The sequence below is a fragment of the Micrococcus porci genome (genome assembly GCF_020097155.1).
Taxonomy (GTDB): domain Bacteria; phylum Actinomycetota; class Actinomycetes; order Actinomycetales; family Micrococcaceae; genus Micrococcus; species Micrococcus porci.
Genome location: NZ_CP083691.1, coordinates 2,351,060 through 2,371,847 on the forward strand (window position 1 = coordinate 2,351,060; position 20,788 = coordinate 2,371,847).

23 protein-coding genes, 1 pseudogene and 1 other annotated feature are annotated in these 20,788 nt (G+C 66.2%); of the genes and pseudogenes, 14 read left to right on the top strand and 10 right to left on the bottom strand.

Going from position 1 to position 20,788, the window contains the following annotated elements:
- Positions 1–68: 68 nt before the first annotated feature.
- Positions 69–380, top strand: a complete 312-nt coding sequence (locus KW076_RS12730) for a 4-fold beta flower protein (RefSeq protein WP_402834952.1) — start codon at positions 69–71, stop codon at positions 378–380.
- A gap of 82 nt (positions 381–462) precedes the next feature.
- Here KW076_RS12730 and KW076_RS11095 read toward each other — a convergent pair whose 3' ends face one another.
- Entirely contained in the window at positions 463–1,032 is a 570-nt protein-coding gene (locus tag KW076_RS11095; RefSeq protein WP_224355379.1) for a recombinase family protein, read from the bottom strand.
- 212 nt (positions 1,033–1,244) lie between these two features.
- Here KW076_RS11095 and KW076_RS11100 point away from each other — a divergent pair.
- Positions 1,245–2,139, top strand: a protein-coding gene (locus KW076_RS11100; RefSeq protein ID WP_184173340.1) for an IS5 family transposase whose coding sequence is annotated in 2 segments (ribosomal slippage) — positions 1,245–1,595 and positions 1,597–2,139 — 894 coding nt in all. Because the reading frame shifts where the segments join, the coding sequence is not laid out codon by codon here.
- 326 nt (positions 2,140–2,465) lie between these two features.
- On the opposite strand, the gene KW076_RS11105 is transcribed toward KW076_RS11100, so the two are convergent.
- Positions 2,466–3,068 (bottom strand): cadmium resistance transporter, encoded by a 603-nt coding sequence (locus KW076_RS11105; protein ID WP_017488125.1) that lies wholly within the window; start codon positions 3,066–3,068, stop codon positions 2,466–2,468.
- Complete coding sequence (gene cmtR, locus KW076_RS11110) at positions 3,065–3,424, bottom strand: Cd(II)/Pb(II)-sensing metalloregulatory transcriptional regulator CmtR (RefSeq protein ID WP_224355380.1); 360 nt, start codon at positions 3,422–3,424, stop codon at positions 3,065–3,067. The genes KW076_RS11105 and cmtR overlap by 4 nt, the downstream gene beginning before the upstream one ends.
- Before the next feature lie 192 nt (positions 3,425–3,616).
- Between cmtR and KW076_RS11115 the strand changes: the two genes are divergently transcribed.
- The 8 genes from KW076_RS11115 (at position 3,617) to KW076_RS11150 (ending at position 11,565) form a co-directional block, all read left to right on the top strand.
- Positions 3,617–4,189: a recombinase family protein gene (locus KW076_RS11115; protein ID WP_098094180.1), complete on the top strand. Its 573-nt coding sequence runs from the start codon at positions 3,617–3,619 to the stop codon at positions 4,187–4,189.
- Between the two features lie 483 nt (positions 4,190–4,672).
- Positions 4,673–5,937, top strand: a protein-coding gene (locus tag KW076_RS11120; RefSeq protein ID WP_224355381.1) for an IS3 family transposase whose coding sequence is annotated in 2 segments (ribosomal slippage) — positions 4,673–4,976 and positions 4,976–5,937 — 1,266 coding nt in all. Because the reading frame shifts where the segments join, the coding sequence is not laid out codon by codon here.
- Positions 4,972–5,106: a sequence feature (AL1L pseudoknot), on the top strand. Its footprint overlaps the gene before it by 135 nt.
- Positions 5,894–6,583 carry a hypothetical protein gene (locus KW076_RS11125; protein WP_224355382.1) on the top strand — a complete coding sequence of 230 codons (690 nt, stop codon included), beginning with the start codon at positions 5,894–5,896 and terminating at the stop codon, positions 6,581–6,583. Before KW076_RS11120 ends, KW076_RS11125 begins: the two co-directional genes overlap by 44 nt.
- A gap of 347 nt (positions 6,584–6,930) precedes the next feature.
- Positions 6,931–7,248, top strand: a complete 318-nt coding sequence (locus KW076_RS11130; protein ID WP_224355383.1) for an SUMF1/EgtB/PvdO family nonheme iron enzyme — start codon at positions 6,931–6,933, stop codon at positions 7,246–7,248.
- Positions 7,249–7,360: 112 nt separating this feature from the next.
- Positions 7,361–8,797, top strand: a complete 1,437-nt coding sequence (merA, locus tag KW076_RS11135; protein ID WP_224355384.1) for a mercury(II) reductase — start codon at positions 7,361–7,363, stop codon at positions 8,795–8,797.
- Between the two features lie 59 nt (positions 8,798–8,856).
- Positions 8,857–9,519, top strand: coding sequence for an organomercurial lyase MerB (merB, locus tag KW076_RS11140; protein ID WP_036336638.1), 663 nt, complete (start codon positions 8,857–8,859; stop codon positions 9,517–9,519).
- A 163-nt stretch (positions 9,520–9,682) separates the two neighbouring features.
- On the top strand, positions 9,683–11,053 hold the full coding sequence (locus tag KW076_RS11145; protein ID WP_224355385.1) for a dihydrolipoyl dehydrogenase family protein: 1,371 nt from the start codon (positions 9,683–9,685) through the stop codon (positions 11,051–11,053).
- Positions 11,054–11,175: 122 nt separating this feature from the next.
- Positions 11,176–11,565, top strand: coding sequence for a heavy metal-responsive transcriptional regulator (locus tag KW076_RS11150; RefSeq protein WP_036334145.1), 390 nt, complete (start codon positions 11,176–11,178; stop codon positions 11,563–11,565).
- Between the two features lie 557 nt (positions 11,566–12,122).
- On the opposite strand, the gene KW076_RS11155 is transcribed toward KW076_RS11150, so the two are convergent.
- The 3 genes from KW076_RS11155 to KW076_RS11165 form a co-directional block, all read right to left on the bottom strand.
- Positions 12,123–12,443: a hypothetical protein gene (locus tag KW076_RS11155; protein WP_144819872.1), complete on the bottom strand. Its 321-nt coding sequence runs from the start codon at positions 12,441–12,443 to the stop codon at positions 12,123–12,125.
- Positions 12,444–12,734: 291 nt separating this feature from the next.
- On the bottom strand, positions 12,735–13,058 hold the full coding sequence (locus tag KW076_RS11160; RefSeq protein WP_224356845.1) for a DMT family transporter: 324 nt from the start codon (positions 13,056–13,058) through the stop codon (positions 12,735–12,737).
- On the bottom strand, positions 13,058–13,414 hold the full coding sequence (locus KW076_RS11165; RefSeq protein ID WP_020626388.1) for a DMT family transporter: 357 nt from the start codon (positions 13,412–13,414) through the stop codon (positions 13,058–13,060). Before KW076_RS11165 ends, KW076_RS11160 begins: the two co-directional genes overlap by 1 nt.
- A 131-nt stretch (positions 13,415–13,545) precedes the next feature.
- On the opposite strand from KW076_RS11165, the gene KW076_RS11170 reads away from it, so the two are divergent.
- Positions 13,546–13,902: a type II toxin-antitoxin system RelE/ParE family toxin gene (locus tag KW076_RS11170; protein ID WP_060775721.1), complete on the top strand. Its 357-nt coding sequence runs from the start codon at positions 13,546–13,548 to the stop codon at positions 13,900–13,902.
- Positions 13,903–14,729: 827 nt separating this feature from the next.
- Here KW076_RS11170 and KW076_RS11175 read toward each other — a convergent pair.
- Positions 14,730–15,026 carry a hypothetical protein gene (locus KW076_RS11175; protein WP_224355386.1) on the bottom strand — a complete coding sequence of 99 codons (297 nt, stop codon included), beginning with the start codon at positions 15,024–15,026 and terminating at the stop codon, positions 14,730–14,732.
- Positions 15,023–15,805, bottom strand: a complete 783-nt coding sequence (locus tag KW076_RS11180; protein ID WP_224355387.1) for a ParA family protein — start codon at positions 15,803–15,805, stop codon at positions 15,023–15,025. Before KW076_RS11180 ends, KW076_RS11175 begins: the two co-directional genes overlap by 4 nt.
- Before the next feature lie 260 nt (positions 15,806–16,065).
- Between KW076_RS11180 and KW076_RS11185 the strand changes: the two genes are divergently transcribed.
- A protein-coding gene (locus KW076_RS11185; protein WP_088478277.1) for an IS5 family transposase occupies positions 16,066–16,960 on the top strand; the annotation gives its coding sequence in 2 pieces (ribosomal slippage) (positions 16,066–16,422 and positions 16,424–16,960; 894 coding nt in all).
- Here the strand turns inward: KW076_RS11185 and KW076_RS11190 are convergent.
- Together KW076_RS11190 and KW076_RS11195 are read right to left on the bottom strand one after the other, a co-directional pair.
- Positions 16,957–17,424, bottom strand: coding sequence for a COG3415 family protein (locus KW076_RS11190; protein ID WP_224355388.1), 468 nt, complete (start codon positions 17,422–17,424; stop codon positions 16,957–16,959). The two genes, KW076_RS11185 and KW076_RS11190, sit on opposite strands and share 4 nt — an antisense overlap.
- A 482-nt stretch (positions 17,425–17,906) precedes the next feature.
- A complete protein-coding gene (locus KW076_RS11195) occupies positions 17,907–18,335 on the bottom strand; it encodes a hypothetical protein (protein WP_129043571.1) in 429 nt (142 codons plus the stop codon).
- 222 nt (positions 18,336–18,557) lie between these two features.
- Here KW076_RS11195 and KW076_RS11200 point away from each other — a divergent pair.
- Positions 18,558–19,437: pseudogene (locus tag KW076_RS11200) on the top strand (IS5 family transposase).
- A gap of 27 nt (positions 19,438–19,464) precedes the next feature.
- Positions 19,465–20,769 carry an MFS transporter gene (locus KW076_RS11205; protein WP_224355389.1) on the top strand — a complete coding sequence of 435 codons (1,305 nt, stop codon included), beginning with the start codon at positions 19,465–19,467 and terminating at the stop codon, positions 20,767–20,769.
- Positions 20,770–20,788 lie beyond the last annotated feature (19 nt).

The window sequence follows — 20,788 nt, forward strand, 5'->3', positions numbered from 1 at the left end:
TTTCAATGCTCCTGTAGCATTGACATATGGAAGCTCTGTTTGATCGCAACGGATATACGTGCGCCTGGATGAAAGATGACACTCTCTTCGACCTCGCTGGCCGTGTGGTTGCCTACATCGACCAGACACAGGTCTTTGGCCGCCAGGGCCGCCACTTCGGCAGGCTTGTGGAGGGTAATGTACGGGATCATCATGGCGATGTAGTCGCTTGGACGCGGAAGTCTCATGAAGGCCCCCTGAAGCCTGTGGCCGCTATCCCGCCTATCCCGCCCTTGACTGAAATCGTTCCCATCCGGCCCATTTTCGCAATCCCCCCAATCCCCCCTATAAATTCGCTGAACTGGTCACGTATGACGTGGCCCGAGTTCATCGCTCAGTAGAATCACGGTAAGCCGGCCCAGGGCCTCCGTGCACCTCACCAACAGGCCGCTCGCGCCAGTAGCATTAAAAACTAGCGCCTATTTATAGCCCCATGCGAGCAAGAGATGTGTACAGCGTCTGCCGGCTCACCCCGAACGTGCGCGCCACCTCCGCCTTCGGGATGCCCATGTTGATCATCACCCGCGCTTGCTCCACGTCCGTGCCCGAGAGCTTCGGGGCCTGCACGTACTTGCCTCTCGCCTTGGCCAGGGCGATGCCCTCGGCCTGGCGCTCCTTGATCCGCCGGCGCTCGAACTCAGCGAAGGCCGCCAGGATGCCCAGCATGAGCCCGTCCACGGGAGAGGTGCCGGACTTGTCCACCGTGATGCGCTCGGACACGAACTGCACCGCGCACCCCTTGTCGGTGAGCTCGTCCACGATCGCGTACAGGTCCCGGGTGTCCCGTCCCAGCCGATCCATCGAGGCGACCTTCACCAGGTCCCCCTCGCGGACGTACCGCATCAGCTCGGCCAACCCGGTGCGCTTGGCGCGGGAACTGCCGGAGATCTTGCCCTCGAAGACCCGGTCGCACTCCCCCACCGCCTCGAGTTGGCGGTCCAGGTTCTGTTCCGCCGAGCTCACCCGCACGTACCCCACGGCCTGTCCAACCACGTCTTAGACCCTCCGACACTTCTGTCTAATGACCCGGTTTGGGGCCGTCTCTGACGTGATGCTCTCGTGGACGAGCGGGATGTGTAAAGGGGTATACCCGGATATACACATCCTCACATGGAGAGAGGCCACTGACTCGCCGCCGACGAGCAAGGCACATCGCTAGGGCGCGTCTGACAAAGGTTGGGGGCGAGGGCTGAGAGGGTGATTGCGTGTCGCGTTTTCAGGTGCTCTCGGATGTTCAGTGGTCGTTGATCGAGGAGATGTTGCCGCGCCCGACGGGCAGGCCGGGTCGGAAGTTCTCCGATGCGCGCACCATGGTCGAGGGCATCGTCTATCGGTATCGGACGGGCATCGCGTGGCGTGATCTGCCTGAGGTGTTCGGTCCGTGGCAGACGGTGTGGACCTGGCATTACCGGATGGCGAGCGACGGGACGTGGGATCGGGTGCTCGCCAAGCTCACCGCTGCCGCAGACGCCGCCGGTTTGGTGGACTGGTCACTGTCGGTGGACTCGACTATCGCTCGCGCGCATCAGCACGCGACGAACACGACCCGCCTCACAGGGGGCTGGATCGAGTTACAAGAATCTGCGGGAAGAGCCGCCTGACCACGGCATTGGCCGCTCCCGAGGCGGCTTATCGACGAAGATCCACCAGCTCGTCGACGGCAAGGGGCGCCCGCTGGTCACGCTGATCACCCCGGGACAGGCGGGCGACTCGCCGATGTTCTTGCCTCTGATGGGCCAGCTGCGGGTGGGTCGCGACAGGGGCCGACCGCGCACCCGGCCGAACGCGGTCCGAGCCGATAAGGCGTACTCGTCCCGTGCGATCCGCGGGCACCTCCGTTCCCGCGGCATCAAGGCCGTGATCCCCGAACCTGATGACCAGAAGGGCCATCGCCGGCGACGTGGTTCGCGCGGCGGGCGCCCGATCGGACTTGACGCCATCGACTATAAGAACCGCAACGTGATCGAGCGACAGTACTGCCACCTCAAGCAGTGGCGTGGACTCGCCACCAGGTACGACAAACACGCCATCGTCTACCGCGCGGCCGTCGTCCTCAACGCCGTCATCGCCTGGGCAAAGACATTGTCAGACACGCCCTAGCTGCCCGGCCGCACACATAATCGGATGCAGTGGAAAAGGCCCCGCACCGGGACGGTGCGGGGCTTCTTTAGGCAGGCAGGGTGGAGGGGACCGGACACGAGTATCTCTCCTCCTCGTCGGGCTCCGCCACGTCCACGGCGTCCACCAACAGCAGCGCTCCCTCTTCGGCAAATGGGTGTGGCTTCGTTCGCTTGGTGGCGGGGTTTTTGCAGCGCTCCGAGGCGGTCTTGTTGCCGCGATCACGCAGGACTGGCTGCAGGTAGGTGTCGCGGTCTGAACCGAGAGGGGTGCGCCCGGTCGGGGCCGTTTGGATCGCTGCCGCTACGTCAGAGTCCGAAGGCTCCGCCGCTGACGAGGATCACGATGCCGAGGCCGATGAGAACGATGGGGAAGAGGACGTGCTCCCAGCGTTCGAGCACTTCGGCGATCGGGGGGCGGGTGGCGACGAACTTTGCCAGGGCCACCAGGACCGCGACGAGCGCGAGGAAGACGATGCAGTAGGCGACTACGGCGAGAGGTTTCACGCTGAGGAAGACAGGGGTGTAGACGCCGATGTTGTCGCCGCCGTTGGCAAGGGTGACGCCTGCGACTGTCCACACGCCGACCTTCTTGCCGGCAACCTTGGCCTCGTCGTCATCGTCGTCATCGTCTCCGCGCCAGGCCTGCCATGCGGCCCAGAGGCCGAGGCCCAGCGGGATGAGACCGAAGTACGGGATGGCTGCCGAGGGCAGGAATGCTCCGGCGCCGATGGTCACCAGGACCGCGGCGCCGAGGATGCCGGCGAATCCGAGGTACTGGCCGGCCAGAATGCGGGCGGTAGTGCCGCGCTGGCCTGCCCCTCGCGCGAAGAAGAGGGAGAGCACGATGATGTCGTCGATGTTGGTCGCTGCGAACAGGCCCATCGCCTGCAAGACCGAGGTGAGGATCATGCGCCCTCCCCAGCTGCGTCGCATCCGGGAAGCGAGCAGGCGGGATCGATGCACGGGGCGTCTTCGTCCACTGCAGGGGTGGCATCGACCAGTGCCGTCAGCGCCTGCGCCAGGTGCGAATCGGCGATCTCATATCGTGTCCGACGACCCTCGGGCTCGGAGACGACGATCCCGCAATCGCGCAGGCATGCCAGGTGGTTGGACACGTTCGGGCGTGTCAGGTCCAGATCTCGGGCCAGTTCCGCCGGGTAAGCGGGATGGTCGAGCAGGGTCAAGATGATCCGGGATCGAGTGGGGTCGGCCAGTGCACGACCCAGGCGGTTCATCACGTCGAGACGCGAAGCAATAGTCATCATGGACTGAACTATACAGCGCGAACTGAACACTCGGTCACAGGCGTCAGCCCAGATCGCATGCCCGTAAGGGGATCCTTCACCGTACGTCGAGCGAGCTCAGTCCTCGACGACTTCTTGTGAGGGATCGTCATGTACGCAAGACCCGTACGGTGACGTGGGCGGTGAGGGGAGGGTAACTGCAACAATGGGGACATGCATGTCGGCTACGCGCGCGTCTCGACTCTCGAGCAAGACCTCTCCGCCCAACGGGAAGCACTCGAGCGCCTCGGAGTCGAGAACAAGGACATCTACTTCGACCACGGCCTGACGGGAACGACCCGCGCCCGGCCCGGGCTGCGCGAAGCGCTGGCCGCGACCCGGGACGGCGACACCCTGGTGGTGACCAAGCTCGACCGGCTGGCCCGCTCGCTCCCGGACGCGAGGGACATCGCCGACGAGCTCACCACCAAGGGAGTGGCGCTCAGTCTCGGAGGCAGCGTCTACGACCCCAACGACGCCGTCGGCCGGTTGCTGTTCAACGTGCTCGGCATGGTGGCCGAGTTTGAGGCGGACCTCATCCGCCTACGCACTCGCGAAGGCATGGCCATCGCCAGATCCAAGGGCAAACTCAAAGGCAAGAAGCCCAAGCTCTCGCCCTCTCAGCGCAAGCACCTGCTGACGTTGCACGCCGCCGGCGAGCACACCCAAGCCGAGCTGGCCGAGCTGTTCAACGTCTCCCGCACCACCATCTACCGCGAGCTGCGCCGCACCACGACCGACACCTGACCGCGCCTGCACCGCCACTGAGCGATCACAGAAACCCGCCACCAAGCCATCACATCCACAGGACTGGGTCGCCCGAGTCGTTGCCAAGAACCTATGGGTTGTGGCGGGAGGTTTCGAGAGCGGGGACGATCTCCCACCCCATAGACTCTTGAGTTGTGCCCAGTGCGAAGTACCCCATGCAGCTCCCGCGTGAGACCCCTACTCAGGTTCGGAGAACGAATCTAGATCCCGAGGGGAAGTTTCCTCATCCTTTGGTGGCATGCCTCGCGGAGGCGACGGTGTCGCCGGCAGAGGTCGATGTTTTCCCCATGGTGGTCCGAGCACAGCAGCCAGACGAGCTCCACCTTCCTGACTACGACCTGATCGTCTCGTTCGGCCAGCCAATCAATGGCGCCCAGGCGCCGGTCATCGTCTTCGGCCCCGTTGGCGTGAAGCGCCCTGGGTTTGTTGGAGACTCCTGACCTTGGAAACGAGGATGGAGTTATGCCGAAAGAGCAGACAGCGGGGAAGCCGACGACGCGTCGGTATTCGCCGGAGGAGAAGGCCGCGGCGGTCCGGATGGTGCGGACGCTGCGTGTCGAGCTGGGGACCGAGCATGGGACTGTGCAGCGGGTCGCGACGCAGCTCGGATACGGGGTCGAGTCCGTGCGGATGTGGGTCAAGCAAGCCGACATCGACGACGGCGTCACCTCTGGCGTGAGCAGCGCTGAGGCGCGGCGGGTGCGTGAACTGGAGCAGGAGGTCCGGGAGTTGCGGCGGGCCAACGAGGTCCTCAAGCGTGCTGCGTCTTTCTTCGGGGCGGAGCTCGACCGCCACTACCGGAAGTAGTCGCGTTCATCGACGCGAACAAGGATGACCTGGTCGACGGTCGCCGGCTCGGAGTCGAGCTCATCTGCAGGCTGCTGCAGGTGGCTCCGAGCAGCTACTACGCCGCCAAGACCCGCGCCCCCTCGGCTCGCGCGGTGCGGGACGAGGAGCTGATCCCGCAGCTGGTCGAGCTCTGGGAGACGAACTACCGCGTCTATGGAATCCGCAAGCTCTGGAAAGCCGCCGGCCGGGCGGGGATCATGATCGGCCGAGACCAGACCGCCCGGCTGATGCGCGCTGCAGGCATCGAGGGTGCGCGGCGGTCGAAGAGGGTCAAGACCACCCGGCCGGACCCGGCGTCGGCGCGGCACCCGGACCTCGTGAAGCGGGAGTTCACCGCGCCTGCCCCGAACCGGCTCTGGGTCACCGACCTGACGTTCGTGCCGACGTGGGCCGGCGTCGCGTACGTCTGCTTCATCGTCGACGCGTTCAGCAGGATGATCGTAGGGTGGCGGTGCGCGTCACACATGCGCACCGAGATGGTCCTCGACGCGATCGAGATGGCCCGCTGGTCCCGCGGCGCTCGCCACGAGGACCTGCGCTGTCACAGCGACGCGGGGTCTCAATTCACCTCCATTCGCTACGGCGAACGCCTCGCCGAGATCGGAGCGACACCGTCGATCGGGACCGTCGGGGACAGCTATGACAACGCCCTGGCCGAGACCGTGAACGGCTATTACAAGGCCGAGCTCGTCCGCGGACCCGCACGGCCAGGTCCCTGGCGAACGGTCGAGGACCTCGAGCTCGCGACCCTCGGGTGGGTGTCCTGGCACAACACGCAACGCCTCCACGGCTACCTCGGCGACGTCCCACCCGCCGAGTTCGAGGACACGTTCTATGCTGTCGAAGCCGGCCGCGAACAGCTGGTCGGAATCAAATAGCGCGAGTCTCCATCAGACCCAGGGCGCTTCACTGCAGCGTGAGAAGGAGAGGTTGGGTCAGGCAATCGCGGCCGCGAAGGGTCGGTTAGCCGAGGCCTCAGAGGCTGCGGAATCGGGGGCGCGGCGTCTATTGACCAAGAACGGCGAAGACCTCGAATTGGCAGTGGAGGAGGCCCTCTCGGCCCTGGGCTTTGAGGTTACGCTTATGGATTCGGATGGGGTGGCCAAACTCGAGGACCTGCGGGTGAGTACAAGTTCCGGGACGTGGACCGCGCTTGTGGAGGTCAAGGGCTACTCCAAGGCTGGTAAGTCCAACGACTTCCAAAAGTTTGCCCGGTACAGCTCTGAGTACAGTCGCCAGACAAACATGCAACCGGACGCCTACTGGTACGTGGTAAATGCGTACATGGGACAACCTCCGGCCGCTCGGCCGGGCCCCTTCGAGTCAGTGCAGGACCACGTTCAAACCTTCAGCGAGGAGGGTGGTCTTGTAATTCCGACCGCAGAACTCTTCCGCCTGGTCAGGTCCGTCGAGGCCGGCGTTCTCACCACGGGGGCAGCGCAGGCCTCTCTTACTAGCCAGCGGGGTCTCTACAGTACAGATTCACTGACTCACGAGGCGTCTGATGGGGGCACTGCGGAGTAGACGGCAGTCCCCAGTCACCAGCACCAGGAACACCGGCGGCGACGGCCACGGGCATCTCGAACCGACCGACGTGTCCCCAGAGCTGGCCGACTACATACGCCACCTCACACTCGCAGCCGTCGCCTACCTCCTGGCTGAGGTCCAGCACACGCCCCCTCGACAGTGACTGCTGTACGGACCGGGGGACGTCGGTGACACCGCCCGCGGCCGAGGGCCACTTTTCGCGGGCCACACTGACTGACCTGCTCTGCGAAAAGTTCATCGCGTGTCGTGTGAAATCTTCACTGCATCTCGACAGCGACGCCCGCCGCGGGACCACACGGGATGTGGAACTGGAGCCCTTCGAGATGGCAGTGCACCCCCTCCATGACCGGAGCACCGGACGCCCGCTCACGCCTCTGACATGGTTCGAGACCATCAACCTCTGCAACGAGCTATCCAATGCCGAAGAGCTGCAGCCGGCCTACACGCGTGCTGGGGACGGACGCTCCGTTACCTGGAACACGAGCGCTGACGGGTACCGATTGCCCACCGAGGCCGAGTGGGAGTACGCCTGCCGCGCCGGAACGACCTCGCCCGCCTACGGGCCGCTTGAAGACATCGCCTGGACCGGCCTCGACCACCTCGAGGGCCCCCAGCCCGTCGTCCGTTCAGAGAACCCTTGACCTTCCCCCGTAGGGGAAGGTGCAGACTGAAGATCAACCACTGGAAAACCAGCCATCAGCTTCTGCCGTCACGCAATGAACCGGTGCCCGATGGCAGTGTAGGGAGATTCGCATGAACGAGGCAGTACCGCATTTCGATCTGGCGATCATCGGTTCCGGTGGTGGCGCGTTCGCTGCCGCGATCAGGGCAACGAACCTCGACAAACGGGTCGTCATGATCGAACGCGGGACCGTGGGCGGGACCTGCGTGAACACCGGATGCATCCCCTCCAAGGCTCTGCTCGCCGCAGCCGAGGCACGCCACACCGCCCAGGACGCCGGCAGGTTCCCCGGCCTCACCGCCACCGCGGGACCCGTGGACATGGAAGCACTCATCGCGGGAGAGCGCGCCTTGGTGGAGAATGTGCGCTCCGATAAGTACGTGGACCTCGTCGCGGACTACGGGTGGGAGCTGCGCCACGGCAATGCTGTATTCACCGGCACCGCCGCGGACCCTGCGCTGGAGGTCACCGCGCAGGACGGGACCAGGGAGACGATCACGGCCGCCCACTATCTGGTCGCGACCGGCTCCACCCCGTGGGCCGCACCGATCAATGGTCTGGACACGGTCGATTACCTGACATCGACCACGGCCATGGACCTCGACGAGGTACCCGAGTCCTTGCTGGTCATCGGCGGCGGGTACGTCGCCCTGGAACATGCCCAACTCTTCGCCCGCCTCGGCTCGAAGGTCACCATGCTGGTGCGCTCTCGCCTGGCATCGGGTGAGGAACCCGAAGCATCCAGGGCATTGATGAGCGTCTTCGCCAACGAGGGCATCCGGGTCATCCGCCGCTCCACCGTCTCCTCCATCACCCAGGACACGGACGGCGGCATTGCCGCCCAGGCCGACATCGCCGGCGGGCGCGAAACCCTCCGGGCCTCCAAGGTCCTCATCGCCACGGGTCGGCGCCCGGTCACCGACGGGCTAAACCTGGCCGGGGTGAGCGTGAAGACCGGGGACAAGGGGGAAGTCGTCGTCGAGGACACCCTGGTGAGCTCTAACCCACGCGTTTGGGCTGCGGGGGACGTGACCGGGCACCCCGAATACGTGTACGTCGCCGCATCCCACGGCACCCTGATGGTCGACAACGCCTTCAGCGACGCCGGCCGCGCCGTGGACTACAGCCACCTGCCCCGCGTCACGTTCACCAGCCCTAACCTCGCGGTTGTCGGCATGACCGACAAGCAGGCAAGAGACGCCGGGATCAGGTGCGAATGCCGGGTTGTACCGCTGGAATACATACCCCGCGCCGTGGTGAACCGGGACACCCGCGGATTCATCAAGATGGTCGCAGACGCCGACACCGGCAGGATCGTCGGTATCACCGCCGTCGCGAAGGAAGCCGGCGACCTCGCTGCAACAGGCGTGTACATCCTGCAGGCCGGGATGACCGTCGATCAGGTCGCGAACCTCTGGAGCCCGTACCTGACCATGGCCGAGGGCATCAAGATCGTTGCCCAGTCCTTCAAGACGGATGTCTCCAAACTTTCCTGCTGCGCCGCCTGAACACCTGAACCACCGATCGCCGAACACTGACACACCATGCCTTGAAAGGAACGACCGCGATGAACAACATCAGCGAGGTCACTGACCGGCTTGCGTCCAACGAGACGGGGATGGAGCCCTGGCTGTGGATGCCCCTACTGAAACTCCTCGCCCTGGGCGACCCGGTCGACGTGAGCGACCTCGCCGCGGCGACCGGCCGTGCCGGGGAGGAAGTCCGCACTGCCCTCAAGGCGATGGGCGACACGGAGTACGACGGGTCCGGGCGGATCATCGGGCAGGGCCTGACGCAGCGCCCCACGCAGCACCGGTTCGAGGTAAACGGTGAGCAACTCTACACCTGGTGCGCGCTGGACACCCTGATCTTCCCGACCCTGCTGGGCGCATCCGCGCGTATCGAATCCTCACATCAGGCCACAGGCACCCCGGTACGGGTGGCTGTCACAGCGATGGGTGTCACCAGCGTGGAGCCGGCCACCGCCGTGGTGTCCCTGGTGAACCCGGAGGACATCAGCTCCGTCCGCTCATCGTTCTGCAACCAGGTCCACTTCTTCGCCTCACCCGACGACGCAGCGCCCTGGCTCGAAACCCACCCCGGCGGCACCATCATGCCTGTCAAAGAGGCCTACGAACTCGGATCCTCCATGGCTGAGAAGATGCTCACCCACACACCAGGACCCGCCACCGACCAGGTAAGCAACGGCGTCCAAAGCTGCGCCTGCTGAACCAACCGACCACCCACCACTACCCGCCGGACCACCACTGGCAACTGGAGGGCTTGCACGGGTTCAGTACCGGTGCAGGAGGCGGGCCGGGGCCGGTGCGAGATGTTGACGAAGGACCGGAAAGAGCCGGGAAAGATCCGCTGAATCTGAAGGAGAAATTCTCATGAGTGAACATTTCGATGTTGCCGTCCTCGGTCTGGGCCCAGGCGGGGAGGTCGCGGCCGACCGGCTTCTGAAAGCCGGGAAGAACGTCGTGGTCTTCGAGCGGGAACTAATCGGCGGGGAATGCGCCTACTGGGCGTGTATCCCTTCCAAGACCGTCCTGCGGCCGCCGGAAGCGCGCACGGAAGTTCAACGGGCCGCCGGTGTCTCCGGCGCCGAACTGGACTGGGCTGCCACTGCAAAGTACCGGGACTACATGATCCGGAACCTCGATGACCAGGCACAGGTCGACGGGTACATCAAAGAGGGCGCCGTGGTGATCAAGGACGAAGCTCGGATTACCGGACCGGGCCGGATCCAGGCTGGAGACCGCGAGATCACAGCCGAGAACATCATTATCGCCACCGGCTCCGACGCCGTGATCCCACCGTTGGACGGCATCGACCAGATCACGGCCTGGACGAACCGTGAAACCTACACCACCAGCACGCTCCCCGAGCGGGCGGTCATCATCGGCGGCAGCGCCGTCGGCGTGGAAACCGCGACGTTCCTGGCCCGCTTCGGAGTGGCCATCACCCTGATCCACTGCGGCGAGAGGTTACTGGACCGCGAAGGGCCCCGGGTGGGGGAACTTGCCCACCAGTACCTGCAGGAGGCCGGCATCGACATCCGGCTGGCCACCTCCGCCGTCCAGGCGCGGCGCGAGGGAGCCGACAGCATCATCAAGCTTCAGACACGCGACGGCGATCCAGCCGGTGAGGTGGCAGCAGACGTCGTGATCTTCGGTACCGGCCGCACACCACGCACCGAAGGACTCGGCTTCGAACACGCTGGCGTAACCCTCGGCGACCACGGAGAAATCCAGATCGACGACCACTGCCGCGCCGGCGAAAACACGTGGGCCATCGGCGACGTCACCGGCATCATGCCTTTCACCCACGTCGCGAAGTACCAAGGCCGGATCGCCGCCGACGCCATCCTCGGCCGACCCCACCCGGCCACCTACGACGGCATACCGCGTGTCGTATTCACCGACCCCGAAATCGCCGGCGCCGGACTAACCCAGGAACAGGCAACGAAGCAGGGCATCCGCACCATCGCCACGGAACTGGACCTCGCCGACGCCATCGCCCGACCCTGGACCTACGAGCAGGACCCCCGCGGGCACCTCGGCCTACTCGCCGACGCCGACCGGAAGATCCTCATCGGAGCCTGGGCCGTCGGCCCCATGGCCGGAGAGTGGATCCACCACGCCTCCCTCGCCATCCGCACGCAACTGCCGATCGACACGCTCCTGGACCAGGTCGCCCAATTCCCGACCTACCACGAGGCCTACCAGGTCGCCCTCGAACAACTCGACCTCACCCCCTAACCGGGTCGAGAAACGTACAGGCGGGAGCACGAAGGAATTGGCACACCACAAAGACCCCCATCACCTTCGTGATCTTCCAGCAAAATGGAAGATTACGGAGTCTTTCGAGAACGAGGTGAAGCATGCGTATCGGTGAAGTAGCGGCGGCCTCCGGCGTGACGACCAAGGCCTTGAGGTTTTACGAGGAGCGAGGGCTCCTGCCGCAGGCCGACCGAGCCACCAACGGCTACCGCGACTATCCAGAGGACACGATCGTCAGGCTTGAATTCATCCGGCGCAGCCAAGTTGCCGGCCTCACTCTGGCCGAAATCCTCGACATCCTCCAAATCCGGGATGCTGGCACGGCGCCGTGCGGCCACGTGCGTGATCAGCTTGCCGAGCACCTGACGAACCTGGACAGGCACATCGCCGAACTCACCGCGCTCAGAGAAACCGTTGCCGGCCTTCACGGAACCGCGGCGGCCGGCGACCCCGCTCAGTGCAATGCCGAAGTCATCTGTAGCTACCTTTGATCATCGGCACATCCACAACCAGACGTTTCAACGGAATCACTCAGCGACGACGGACCGCAATCCATAAGCCGCACCGCCGGCAGACGTAAGCCGCGCCATCCGCCAACGCGTGCAACCTGCTCAACGGCAGACGCCGCCCACAGCACGAACAGTGCGCACTGGTGTCGCTGGTTTGGACCATTGTCCATCGTAAGACCGACTCTTCAACCACAGGCCCTCTAGGGCGGGGTCTAGGATTTCACGACAAAACGTTTGTTGCGCCAGGGGTGCCTATGAAACCCGCCGTCAGCCGGACGTAGAACCTGTCGTCTGCGGAAAGCTCAGATCCGATCACCCACCTGATTAGCAGGCCTTAAAGCGTTACAAAAACCACGCCATTTAGCGCTGCGATTCACACCGTCTCTGACGTGATGATCTCGTGGGCGGGCGGGGCGTGTAAAGGGGTATACCCGACTGGACACGGACCCAGAGAGACCCCTGCACCGCCGGGGCCCCGTCCGAAACGTGCGCATCCCCGGGACGAAGGAGGGCCCGGGCCCCTGACCCCGAGGAACGGATCAGGACCGAGCCCATTCCCTCATCTGGGCTGGAAGAGCTCCGAGTCGAGACTCCCACCAGTCGAGGTCGGCCTGGCAGCCCCTGCCCTGCGAACGGGGACGCAACGTGACCTGGGCTCGGAACTCCTGCGCCCCTGCCTCCTCCACCACCCGCAGGCGAAGCCACGCCACCTCGGGGGAATACTCCGGGAACAGCTCGAGGGAGAAGCACCGGTCCGGCCACGCCGGCCGCCCGCGGCCGAAGTCCTCCCCCACGAGACCGATCTCCTGGAAGTTGAGATCCTCATACCGGACCGGCTCCTGGGCATAGGCACCCTGCACCTTGAACGTCTCCCCCGGCACCCCCCACGACAGACCGACACAGGGCAACCCGAGCCGCTCCACACTCCATGGCCACATCATGGATTTCAGGCACTCCTGCCCCAGAATCGAGTCCCCATGCACACGGACGCTGACGGACTGCGCACCCCCGCTCATGCGCCGCACGCTAGTCACTAAACCGGCGCGGAGGAAGGTGGCACCCCACTGATCCGCGCCGATCGGCCACGATCAGACGTTGCGCGTGACATCACCACCTTGGCGATGAGTGCGCGGCGCGGCCACCGCCGCAGGTCAGTGGGAGCTGGAACCGATTTCGATGACCAGCACACCGGCCATGATCAGCAAGATCCCCAAGATCATGGTGCGGGTCAGGGGTTCCTTGAATAGGACATGGGACGCGATCGCGGTCAAGGCAACCCCCGCGGCGGCCCAGATCCCGTAGGCGACACCGAGCCCGATCCCGGCGCGCAGCGCGAGGGTCAGGAAGACAAAGGCCAGCACGTAACCGACGGCCACGGCCGCGTAGAACCCACGACGGCCGGCGGCCGCCACACGCAGGCACAGGGTGGCAGCCACCTCGGACAGGACGGCCCCGGCTAGGAATAGCCACTGCATCACGCTGCCCCCGCCTGCTGCTCGTCGGTGTCGGGGGTATGGTGCGATCCCAGTTCAACCATCAGAACGCCGGCGATCACCAGGGCGATCCCAATCCCCATCATGGCCGTGATCCGTTCGTCGAACAGGACGGCGGACAGCACCGCCGTTGCGGCGACACCCAACGCGCCCCAGATGCCGTAAGCGACACCGAGGGCCATTCCGCGCTTCAGTACCAGGGTGAGGAAGGTGAAGGCTGAGACGTAGCCCAGCAGGACGACCGCGTACAGCGCGGGGTGGGTGAGTGCTGCCTTGAGTGACAGCGATGCGATGACTTCGCTACCGACGGCGCCGGCGAGCAGGAACCATTTGGTCATGGTCTCTCCTGGAAGGGGCGAGCGCCTGCATGCGGCTCGGCCGTGTCTGTTCATGATTCTACCGGCTGGACGCTGGTGTCCCCGCGTTTCCGAGAGGCGTGCTTCGTGGATGCACCGCCATACACGCGCTCATGCCGCTATTTGCTGGGCCCACCTGCTCGGTTTTCAGGTGTCGATTCCTGCTCGCGTTTCAGCAGTCATTGACAACAACTCTCGCCAGCAAGCCCGGGCCGACCCTGGACCGACCGTTGGTGGACACACTCACCGGCTCCAGGCACAAGAACCTTAAGGAGCTGCACCCCGGCTCGAGCGGGCGCAGCGAGATCCGGATCCTCTTCGCCTTCGACCCCCGCCGGCAGGCAATCCTGTTGGTGGCCGGGGACAAGGCCGGGGCCTGGAAGAAGTGGTACGCCACGAACATCCCCCTGGCCGAGGAACGCCTCGACGCCCACCTCCACGCGCTCCGCAGCACCCCACCCGGTGCTTAAGAGCGAAACCGTGAACCTGAGCAGCACCCCTGAGACCAGCACTGCTTACATCTCACCCCCAGCACCCAGGAGAGCCCCCATGCACACCCTCGACCAGCTCACCGCCCAGCGGCCCCCGCACGCAAGGACCCCCATGAACAGCTCCTCGGCCCGCCCTGACGTCATGTAGATGCTCCTGGCCCCCACCTGCCCCCGAACCTCGGCCCCCACCCCCACCTGCCCCCGAACCTCGGCCCCACCCCCCATCAACTACGACCTGGACACCCTGGCCGACAAGGTCCTCGTCGAGCATTAGGGGACGTGGTCGATTCGAGAGGGCATCGACCCGCACTCCCTCGCCTTTCAGCAGCTGTGCACGGCGCCCTCCACCCCTGCCCCGCCGAGGGCAGTCCCCCATGGCAACGGGGCAAACCCCGCACGTCGCCAGCTGGTCCACGCACCCCCGGCATGACAACGAGATGCCGCTGAACCTTGAAGCCCACCGTGCCGCAGATGAGCACCTTCCGGAGGCGCGACGACCGCCACACCCGCCCACCCAGTGAGGCTTCGCTCCGATACTCGGCACAATCGGTCGTTTCTGGCACACGCCCCAGACGTCTCCGGCAGCCTCCCCAAGTCGCCTGCCAGACGGCCAAAGACTGGCCTCAATCAGCTCGCCACAACACCGGCCCCGGCGGGGTTTGTGGCAGACGTCTTTCAGCCTGCCCACGTTGCGCAGTGAACACGGGGCCGGCACCCAGGACGCTCAAGGGTCCTCAGCCCTGGAAGGGGCAGGCGTCTCCGATGGCCTGGAGGATCAGCTCAGACCCCTCGGCCTGGCGCACCGGTCAGTTCATCAGGTGCGCGCGGACCAGGGCCTCGATGACCGCAGCCTGGCTGGGCGTTGCCGGGTTCGTGGCGGCCTCTCGGCGCACCGCGTCGCGGATCGCTTCGGGCACCCGCACGTTCAGCGCCACGGTCGGCGCCCCACGCCGAGCCAGGGGCGCATACCCGCCGGCCGGGTCCGAGGCTGTCGCCGGCTCTACGGGGATCACCGCTCCGGGAGCCGGGGTGTGGGGTGCCGGGGTGGGCTTGCGTCGCTGTGCTCGCAGGCTCAGGTCGGGCTCAAGCTGCTTCTCGTTCATGCGGTGATCCTTTCGAAGATGAGGCCGGCCAGGTCGGCGTAGGCGGCGGCGACGGGTTCGCCCTTCTCGTAGCGGCCTAGCCAGTCGCAGGCCAGACGTGCCTTTGGGACGATGGAGCGGGCGGGCACCAGGGGGGTGAGCAGCAGCCCGGTCTCGCGCAGCTCCTCGACGGCGACGGTCTGGTCCTTGGGGGTGATGTGGTCTCGGTAGTCCGAGACGACGATGCCCACCTCGACGAGCCGGTCTGGCGCTCCCAGCAGCGCCATGGACTGTTTGAACGCGGCCACGCTCTGGCGCGCCCCGTGTACCCCGTCGCAGCCGTCCGAGGTGGGGCGGGCGGCGTAGATCACCCCGTCTGAGGCGGTGAACGCGTTCTGGGTCAACGGCCCGCCCTGACGGTTGGGGCAGTCGATGACCACCAGATCTGCCTGCAGATCGCTCAAGGCCATGCGCAGACGCAGGTGGGCGTGGTCCGCTCGGTCGGACTCCTGGTGCGACAAGGACCGATCAGAGGGAACCACGCGAAGGTTCTCGTGCCAGCCGGAGGGCACGGCCAGATCCTGCACCCAGCCGGTGGGGTCGGGGTTGCCGATCACCGCGCCGATGTGCAGGCCAGGCTCGGTGGGTTCCACGTCCACCCACTTCGTGGCAGCCGCACGAGGATCCAGATCGATCAGGACCACCTGTCGGCCCTGCTCAGCCCAGGACATGGCCAAGGAAACAGCAGTCGTCGTCTTGGCGACACCGCCGGCCTCGGAGTAGACCATCAAGGTATGCATGCACGCATGCTTTTACGCAAGCTCCCTAGTCAGCAAGCATGCAAGCGTGCTGACTAGGGAGCATGCAAGTTAGCTAGCGTGCTAGCAAGTTTCTCTGGGTGCCTACTCAGGCAAACCAGGCAAAGAGCCCTCGCGGAACTACCGAAACCTTCAGAGCCGCCCATTAGGTGTACTGACCGGGGACGTTGATCGACCCGATCGAGTTCGGCTAGGGCGTGTCTGAGAATGGATCCAGGGGGCCAGCTGACACCCTGGAAGGCATGTCCCGCTTCCAGATGCTCTCCGATGCCCAATGGGAGTTGATCGCCCCGATGCTCCCGACCCGGACCGGCAGGGCCGGCAGGCCGTTCTCGGACGCCCGCACGATGGTGGAGGCGATCATCTACCGATATCGGTGCGGGATTGCATGGAGGGATCTGCCCGAGGTCTACGGGCCTTGGCAGACCGTGTGGACCTGGCACCGGCGCTTAGCTGAAGAGGGCACCTGGGATGCGGTGCTGGCGAGGCTGACCGCCGCCGCGGACGCCGAAGGCCTGATCGATTGGTCGGTCTCGGTGGACTCCACGATCGCCCGCGCGCATCAGCACGCGACGAACATCACCCGCCTCACAGGGGGATGGGTCGAACTACAGGAATCTGCATGAGGAGCCGGCCGATCACGGCATCGGGCGCTCCCGGGGAGGGCTGAGCACGAAGATCCATCAGCTCGTCGATGGGACCGGGCTGCCGCTGGTCAGCCTGATCACCCCCGGCCAAGCCGGGGACTCCCCGATGCTGCTGCCGCTGCTGGGGCGGCTGCGCGTGGCACGGCCGGTAGGGCGGCCCCGGACCCGCCCCGAGGCGGTGCTGGGCGACAAGGCGTACTCCTCCCGGGCGATCCGCACCCACCTGCGTGCCCGCCGGATCAAAGCCGTGATCCCCGAGCCGGCGGATCAGCAGGGCCACCGCAGGCGCCGCGGCTCGGCCGGTGGCCGTCCCGTGGGCCTGGACTCGCAGGCTTACAAGGGCCGGAACGTGATCGAGCGCCAGTACGCGCACCTGAAGCAATGGCGGGGCCTGGCGACCCGGTACGACAAGTACGCGATCGTCTACCGGGCCGCCGTGGTGTTGAACGCTGTGCTCGCGTGGTCCAAACGATTGTCAGACATGCCCTAGTCGTCTGCGTGCAGAAGGTCGTAGAGGTTCGCGTAGTCGGTATCAGAAAGCTTGTCGTTCCAGTGGGCTGCTGCGACCTCCCCGAACTCACCGGGCTGGGTCACGGTGTAGGCCGGGTCATCGGTGGGTGCGGGGTCGATGTAGGGGTAGCTGGCGAGGTAGGCGAGCACTTCGTCACGGGGCAGAAGGCCCGCCGCGTAGAGGTCGATGACTTCGGCCGGCCACAGAGGATGTGTGGCGGGCCTGTCGGCCAGGCTCGTGCGGGCACGGGTGAGGTATTCGCTGATGCTCGACTGGGCTCGGCCGAGCGCACCGGCAAGCTGCTGCTGGGTTACTCCCACCTCGGCAGCCTTGACGAGCTGCACACGGCGGAGCACGGCAAGGGCGACGGTGGTGCCCTGGAGCTGTGCAAGTTGCTGGGTGGCCTCGTCAGGGGTGGTCGGGGGGATCAGGGTCAGGGTCATGGAGCACCTCTTTCGTCCGCTCACAGAATATCGGGTACCCGATAAAGAGGAGGAGGGGTGCACATCGAACCGCGCCTGGACCTTGATGAAGACTCTGGGGTAGCCGATCACATCGTGGCGGGGTAGCTACTGACTGGTCATGTCCGGTTCCTGTCCTGGGGCTCTGCGGGCCGTTCGGGCTTGTTGTGCTCGGATTCTGCCTGGTCGGGGTTAGGGACCGGGGAGAGGGCTCGGGGACTGGTGGAGCACCCTGCCCGAACCTGCCAGCCTGTAGGAGCGGGGGGCGGCGCGGCGTGCCTCCGGTCCCCTGATAGGCCTAAAAGGGCGGATCGTGGTGGGGACTAGAGGCTCCGGTGACGCTGGGGTGATGGTTCAGCCCGCAGTGTGCGTATGGGTATACCAGGGTAGACAGAGCGCATGGCGACTCGGGGGTGGTGGGTACGCAGCGACCACATCAGCGGATGGGGACGATCGGCCCCGCCTCAGTCGTCCTCACCGTGCAGATAAACGCGCAACACGCTCACGAATCGCTTGTGGATCTCTAGGACGTCCCGGCCACGCCCATCAACGCCCGATTCCCATGCCTCGAGAACATCCACGAGCTCCGCAGCGGCGTCGTTCACAGGACGCGGGGCGAACAGCCGCAGCTCCCACGCGATCCGCGCCAACTCAGCGGTTTCACCCCATTCCTCGTTGTCACCGGGCACAGCGGCATGCTCGTGGACGTAGTCGAGCAGGTACTGCTCAACACGGTCGGCCTCACGCAGGAACTCAGCACCGACCCTGGCCACATGTTCCTTCCTCTCGGCTTGTCGAGCGCGATCATCCGCCAGCTTGCCCGTCAGGAACGTTGCCCCTCCCGCGATCAAAGCGCCCAGCACCACGCCTCCGAGTCCAATCCACGCGTCCATGAGGCTAAGTGTGGAGGAGCCCTCCCGCCCCGCGGCCTCCTACCCCCAGCGACGCCAGGGCGGAACCCGGTCAAACGTCCTTTCCACCCCGGACAGCACCGGGCTGCTTCGATCTTCCGCCGGCAACTGACACGCCCAGGCTCACCCGCCTCACGTGATCCACCTCACTTCTAGGGCGTGTTGCTAAAGGGTTTCAAGCTTTGGGTGCGCCAGTCTTGAGGGGTGTCGCGTGATGTCATCTCGGACGAGGTCTGGGCCGTGATCGGCCCGCTGTTCCCTGCCCCGAAGTCCACGGGTCGGCCCCCGGTGGATCGGCGCGCGGTGGTCGAGGCCACCGCGTGGCGCTTCCGCACCGGAGCTCCGTGGCGGGATCTGCCCGAGCGGTTCGGGAACTGGAACACGATCTACAAGAACTTCAACCGGTGGGCCGCCCAGGGTGTGTGGGAGCGCGTGCTCGAGCGCACTCAGTCGATGGCACAGCAGGCTGGCGAGCTGGATTGGGTGGCCTCGATCGATTCCACGATCGTGCGCGTCCATCAGCACGGGGCGACCCTGCCCCGCCCCACAGGGGGCCCTGATGAACTACAAGAAATCCGGGGACGAGCCGGCTGATCATGCCATCGGACGCTCCCGCGGCGGTCTGACGACGAAGTCTCATCTGGTCTGTGATGGCAAGGGCAGGGTGCTGGCGTTCGTGGTGACCGGCGGGCAGGTGGCGGACACCTCGATGTTGGCCACCACGCTGGAGCTGATCAGCGTGGCCGGCGCCCGTGGGCGGCCCAGGGCGCGGCCTGACCGCCTGATTGCGGACAAGGGCTACCCCTCGAAGGCGAACCGGTCTTGGCTGCGCCGGCATGGCATCGCGGCCACGATCCCCGAGCGGGCCGATCAGATCGCGCACCGGCGCCGCCGCCCAGGAAGACCGATCGACTTCGGTGAAGACCAGCGCCAGCGCTATCGGGGCCGCAATGTCGTGGAGCGGTGCTTCAACCGGCTCAAACAGTGGCGAGGAATCGCGATGCGCTCGGACAAGTACGCCCGGAGCTATCACGCCGGGCTCTGCCTCGCCGCGACACTGCATTGGCTGACTACTACCCTTTAGCAACACGCCCTAGGGGACACTCCCGGGGTGAGCTCACCCCTGACCGACGACACGACCGCGCCTGAGAACGCGGCGCGCGCGAAGAGGCTCGGGCACGCCCGCTGGCTCGTCGCCTCCAACGCCCTCGACGCTGGCGGCCGCTCGGCCACCGACGTGGCCATCGACGTGCTCGCCGTCCTGGCCCTCGGGGTCGGCGCAGCCCAGATGGGCGTGCTGATGACCCTCTCGGGGCTGGGCTTCCTGCTCCTCGGGGTCCCCATCGGCATCCTCGTGGACCGACACCTCAGCCCCCGCCTGCTCGTGGCCACCGACCTGGCCAAAGCGGCCCTGCTGGGCACCCTCGTGCTCGCCTGGGCCCTGGACGCGCTCACCTTCGCCCACCTGGCCGCGGTCATGGCCCTGCTCGGGGTGCTCACGGTCCTGGCCGAGACCACCCAGGCCACCCTGGTGCCCCGCGTGGTCGCTCCGGACACGGTCAGCCGGCTGGCCGCCAGGCTCGAGTCCGCCGACGCGGCCCTGGGACTGATCGTCCCGGCCGCAGCCGGCCTGCTCGTCGCCGCCCTCGGGGCCGGGCCCGTGCTGGGGATCGCGGCCGCCTTCCTGGCCACCGCCGCGCTCGTCGCATTGAAAGTGCGCATAAACCCCGCCCCCGTCACTGAAGACACGCAGGACGAGGAGACTCCCGCCGCCGCTGTAGTCCTCACCCGCTGGTCACGGTTCTGGAGCGAGGCCGCCCACGGGTGGACCACCCTGCGACGCACCCCCGTGCTGTGGCTGCTCACCCTGAACTCCATGGCCGGCAACATCGGCATGGCCCTGTTCGCCCCCATCGAGGCCGTGTGGGTGCTCACCGACCTGCAGCTCGGTCCCGAGTTCGTCGGCTTCCAGCTCACCGCCGGAGCCCTCGGCGCCCTGACCGTCTCCACCCTCGCCCCCCGTGCCATCGACACCCTGGGCGAGAAGGGATGCATCCTGGCCGGCGCCGCCGGCTGCGCCGCCGCCGTCGCACTCCACCTGGCCGCGTTCTTCGACCGCGCCCACGCCGGACCCCTGCTGCTGGCCGGCGCCGCCCTGTGGGGGTTCATGGTCGTGCTGGGCAACATCACCAGCGGCGCGATCTTCGCCCGCTCCTGCCCCGAGGGCACCCTGGGCAGGGTCACCGCGATGCGTCGCACCCTCACCCGCGGCTCCGTGCCCCTTGCCACGCTGGCCGGCGGCGCGCTCGGCGCGGCCTTCGGCCCGGGATGGGTACTGGCCGGGTGGCAGGCGATGGCCCTGCTCTCCCTCGCCTTCGCCATCGCCGCCACCCGTCTCGCGCGCCGCCCCCATTAACCCACCCACGGGCACAATC

Excerpts from the sequence above, each read along its gene's own strand:
- KW076_RS12730 (WP_402834952.1), top strand. The coding sequence starts at position 69 with ATGAAAGATGACACTCTCTTCGACCTCGCTGGCCGTGTGGTTGCCTAC.
- KW076_RS11105 (WP_017488125.1), bottom strand. The coding sequence starts at position 3,068 with ATGATCCTCACCTCGGTCTTGCAGGCGATGGGCCTGTTCGCAGCGACC.
- cmtR (WP_224355380.1), bottom strand. The coding sequence starts at position 3,424 with ATGATGACTATTGCTTCGCGTCTCGACGTGATGAACCGCCTGGGTCGT.
- KW076_RS11115 (WP_098094180.1), top strand. The coding sequence starts at position 3,617 with ATGCATGTCGGCTACGCGCGCGTCTCGACTCTCGAGCAAGACCTCTCC.
- KW076_RS11125 (WP_224355382.1), top strand. The coding sequence starts at position 5,894 with ATGCTGTCGAAGCCGGCCGCGAACAGCTGGTCGGAATCAAATAGCGCG.
- KW076_RS11130 (WP_224355383.1), top strand. The coding sequence starts at position 6,931 with ATGGCAGTGCACCCCCTCCATGACCGGAGCACCGGACGCCCGCTCACG.
- merA (WP_224355384.1), top strand. The coding sequence starts at position 7,361 with ATGAACGAGGCAGTACCGCATTTCGATCTGGCGATCATCGGTTCCGGT.
- merB (WP_036336638.1), top strand. The coding sequence starts at position 8,857 with ATGAACAACATCAGCGAGGTCACTGACCGGCTTGCGTCCAACGAGACG.
- KW076_RS11145 (WP_224355385.1), top strand. The coding sequence starts at position 9,683 with ATGAGTGAACATTTCGATGTTGCCGTCCTCGGTCTGGGCCCAGGCGGG.
- KW076_RS11150 (WP_036334145.1), top strand. The coding sequence starts at position 11,176 with ATGCGTATCGGTGAAGTAGCGGCGGCCTCCGGCGTGACGACCAAGGCC.
- KW076_RS11160 (WP_224356845.1), bottom strand. The coding sequence starts at position 13,058 with ATGCAGTGGCTATTCCTAGCCGGGGCCGTCCTGTCCGAGGTGGCTGCC.
- KW076_RS11165 (WP_020626388.1), bottom strand. The coding sequence starts at position 13,414 with ATGACCAAATGGTTCCTGCTCGCCGGCGCCGTCGGTAGCGAAGTCATC.
- KW076_RS11170 (WP_060775721.1), top strand. The coding sequence starts at position 13,546 with ATGCCGCTATTTGCTGGGCCCACCTGCTCGGTTTTCAGGTGTCGATTC.
- KW076_RS11175 (WP_224355386.1), bottom strand. The coding sequence starts at position 15,026 with ATGAACGAGAAGCAGCTTGAGCCCGACCTGAGCCTGCGAGCACAGCGA.
- KW076_RS11180 (WP_224355387.1), bottom strand. The coding sequence starts at position 15,805 with ATGCATACCTTGATGGTCTACTCCGAGGCCGGCGGTGTCGCCAAGACG.
- KW076_RS11190 (WP_224355388.1), bottom strand. The coding sequence starts at position 17,424 with ATGACCCTGACCCTGATCCCCCCGACCACCCCTGACGAGGCCACCCAG.
- KW076_RS11195 (WP_129043571.1), bottom strand. The coding sequence starts at position 18,335 with ATGGACGCGTGGATTGGACTCGGAGGCGTGGTGCTGGGCGCTTTGATC.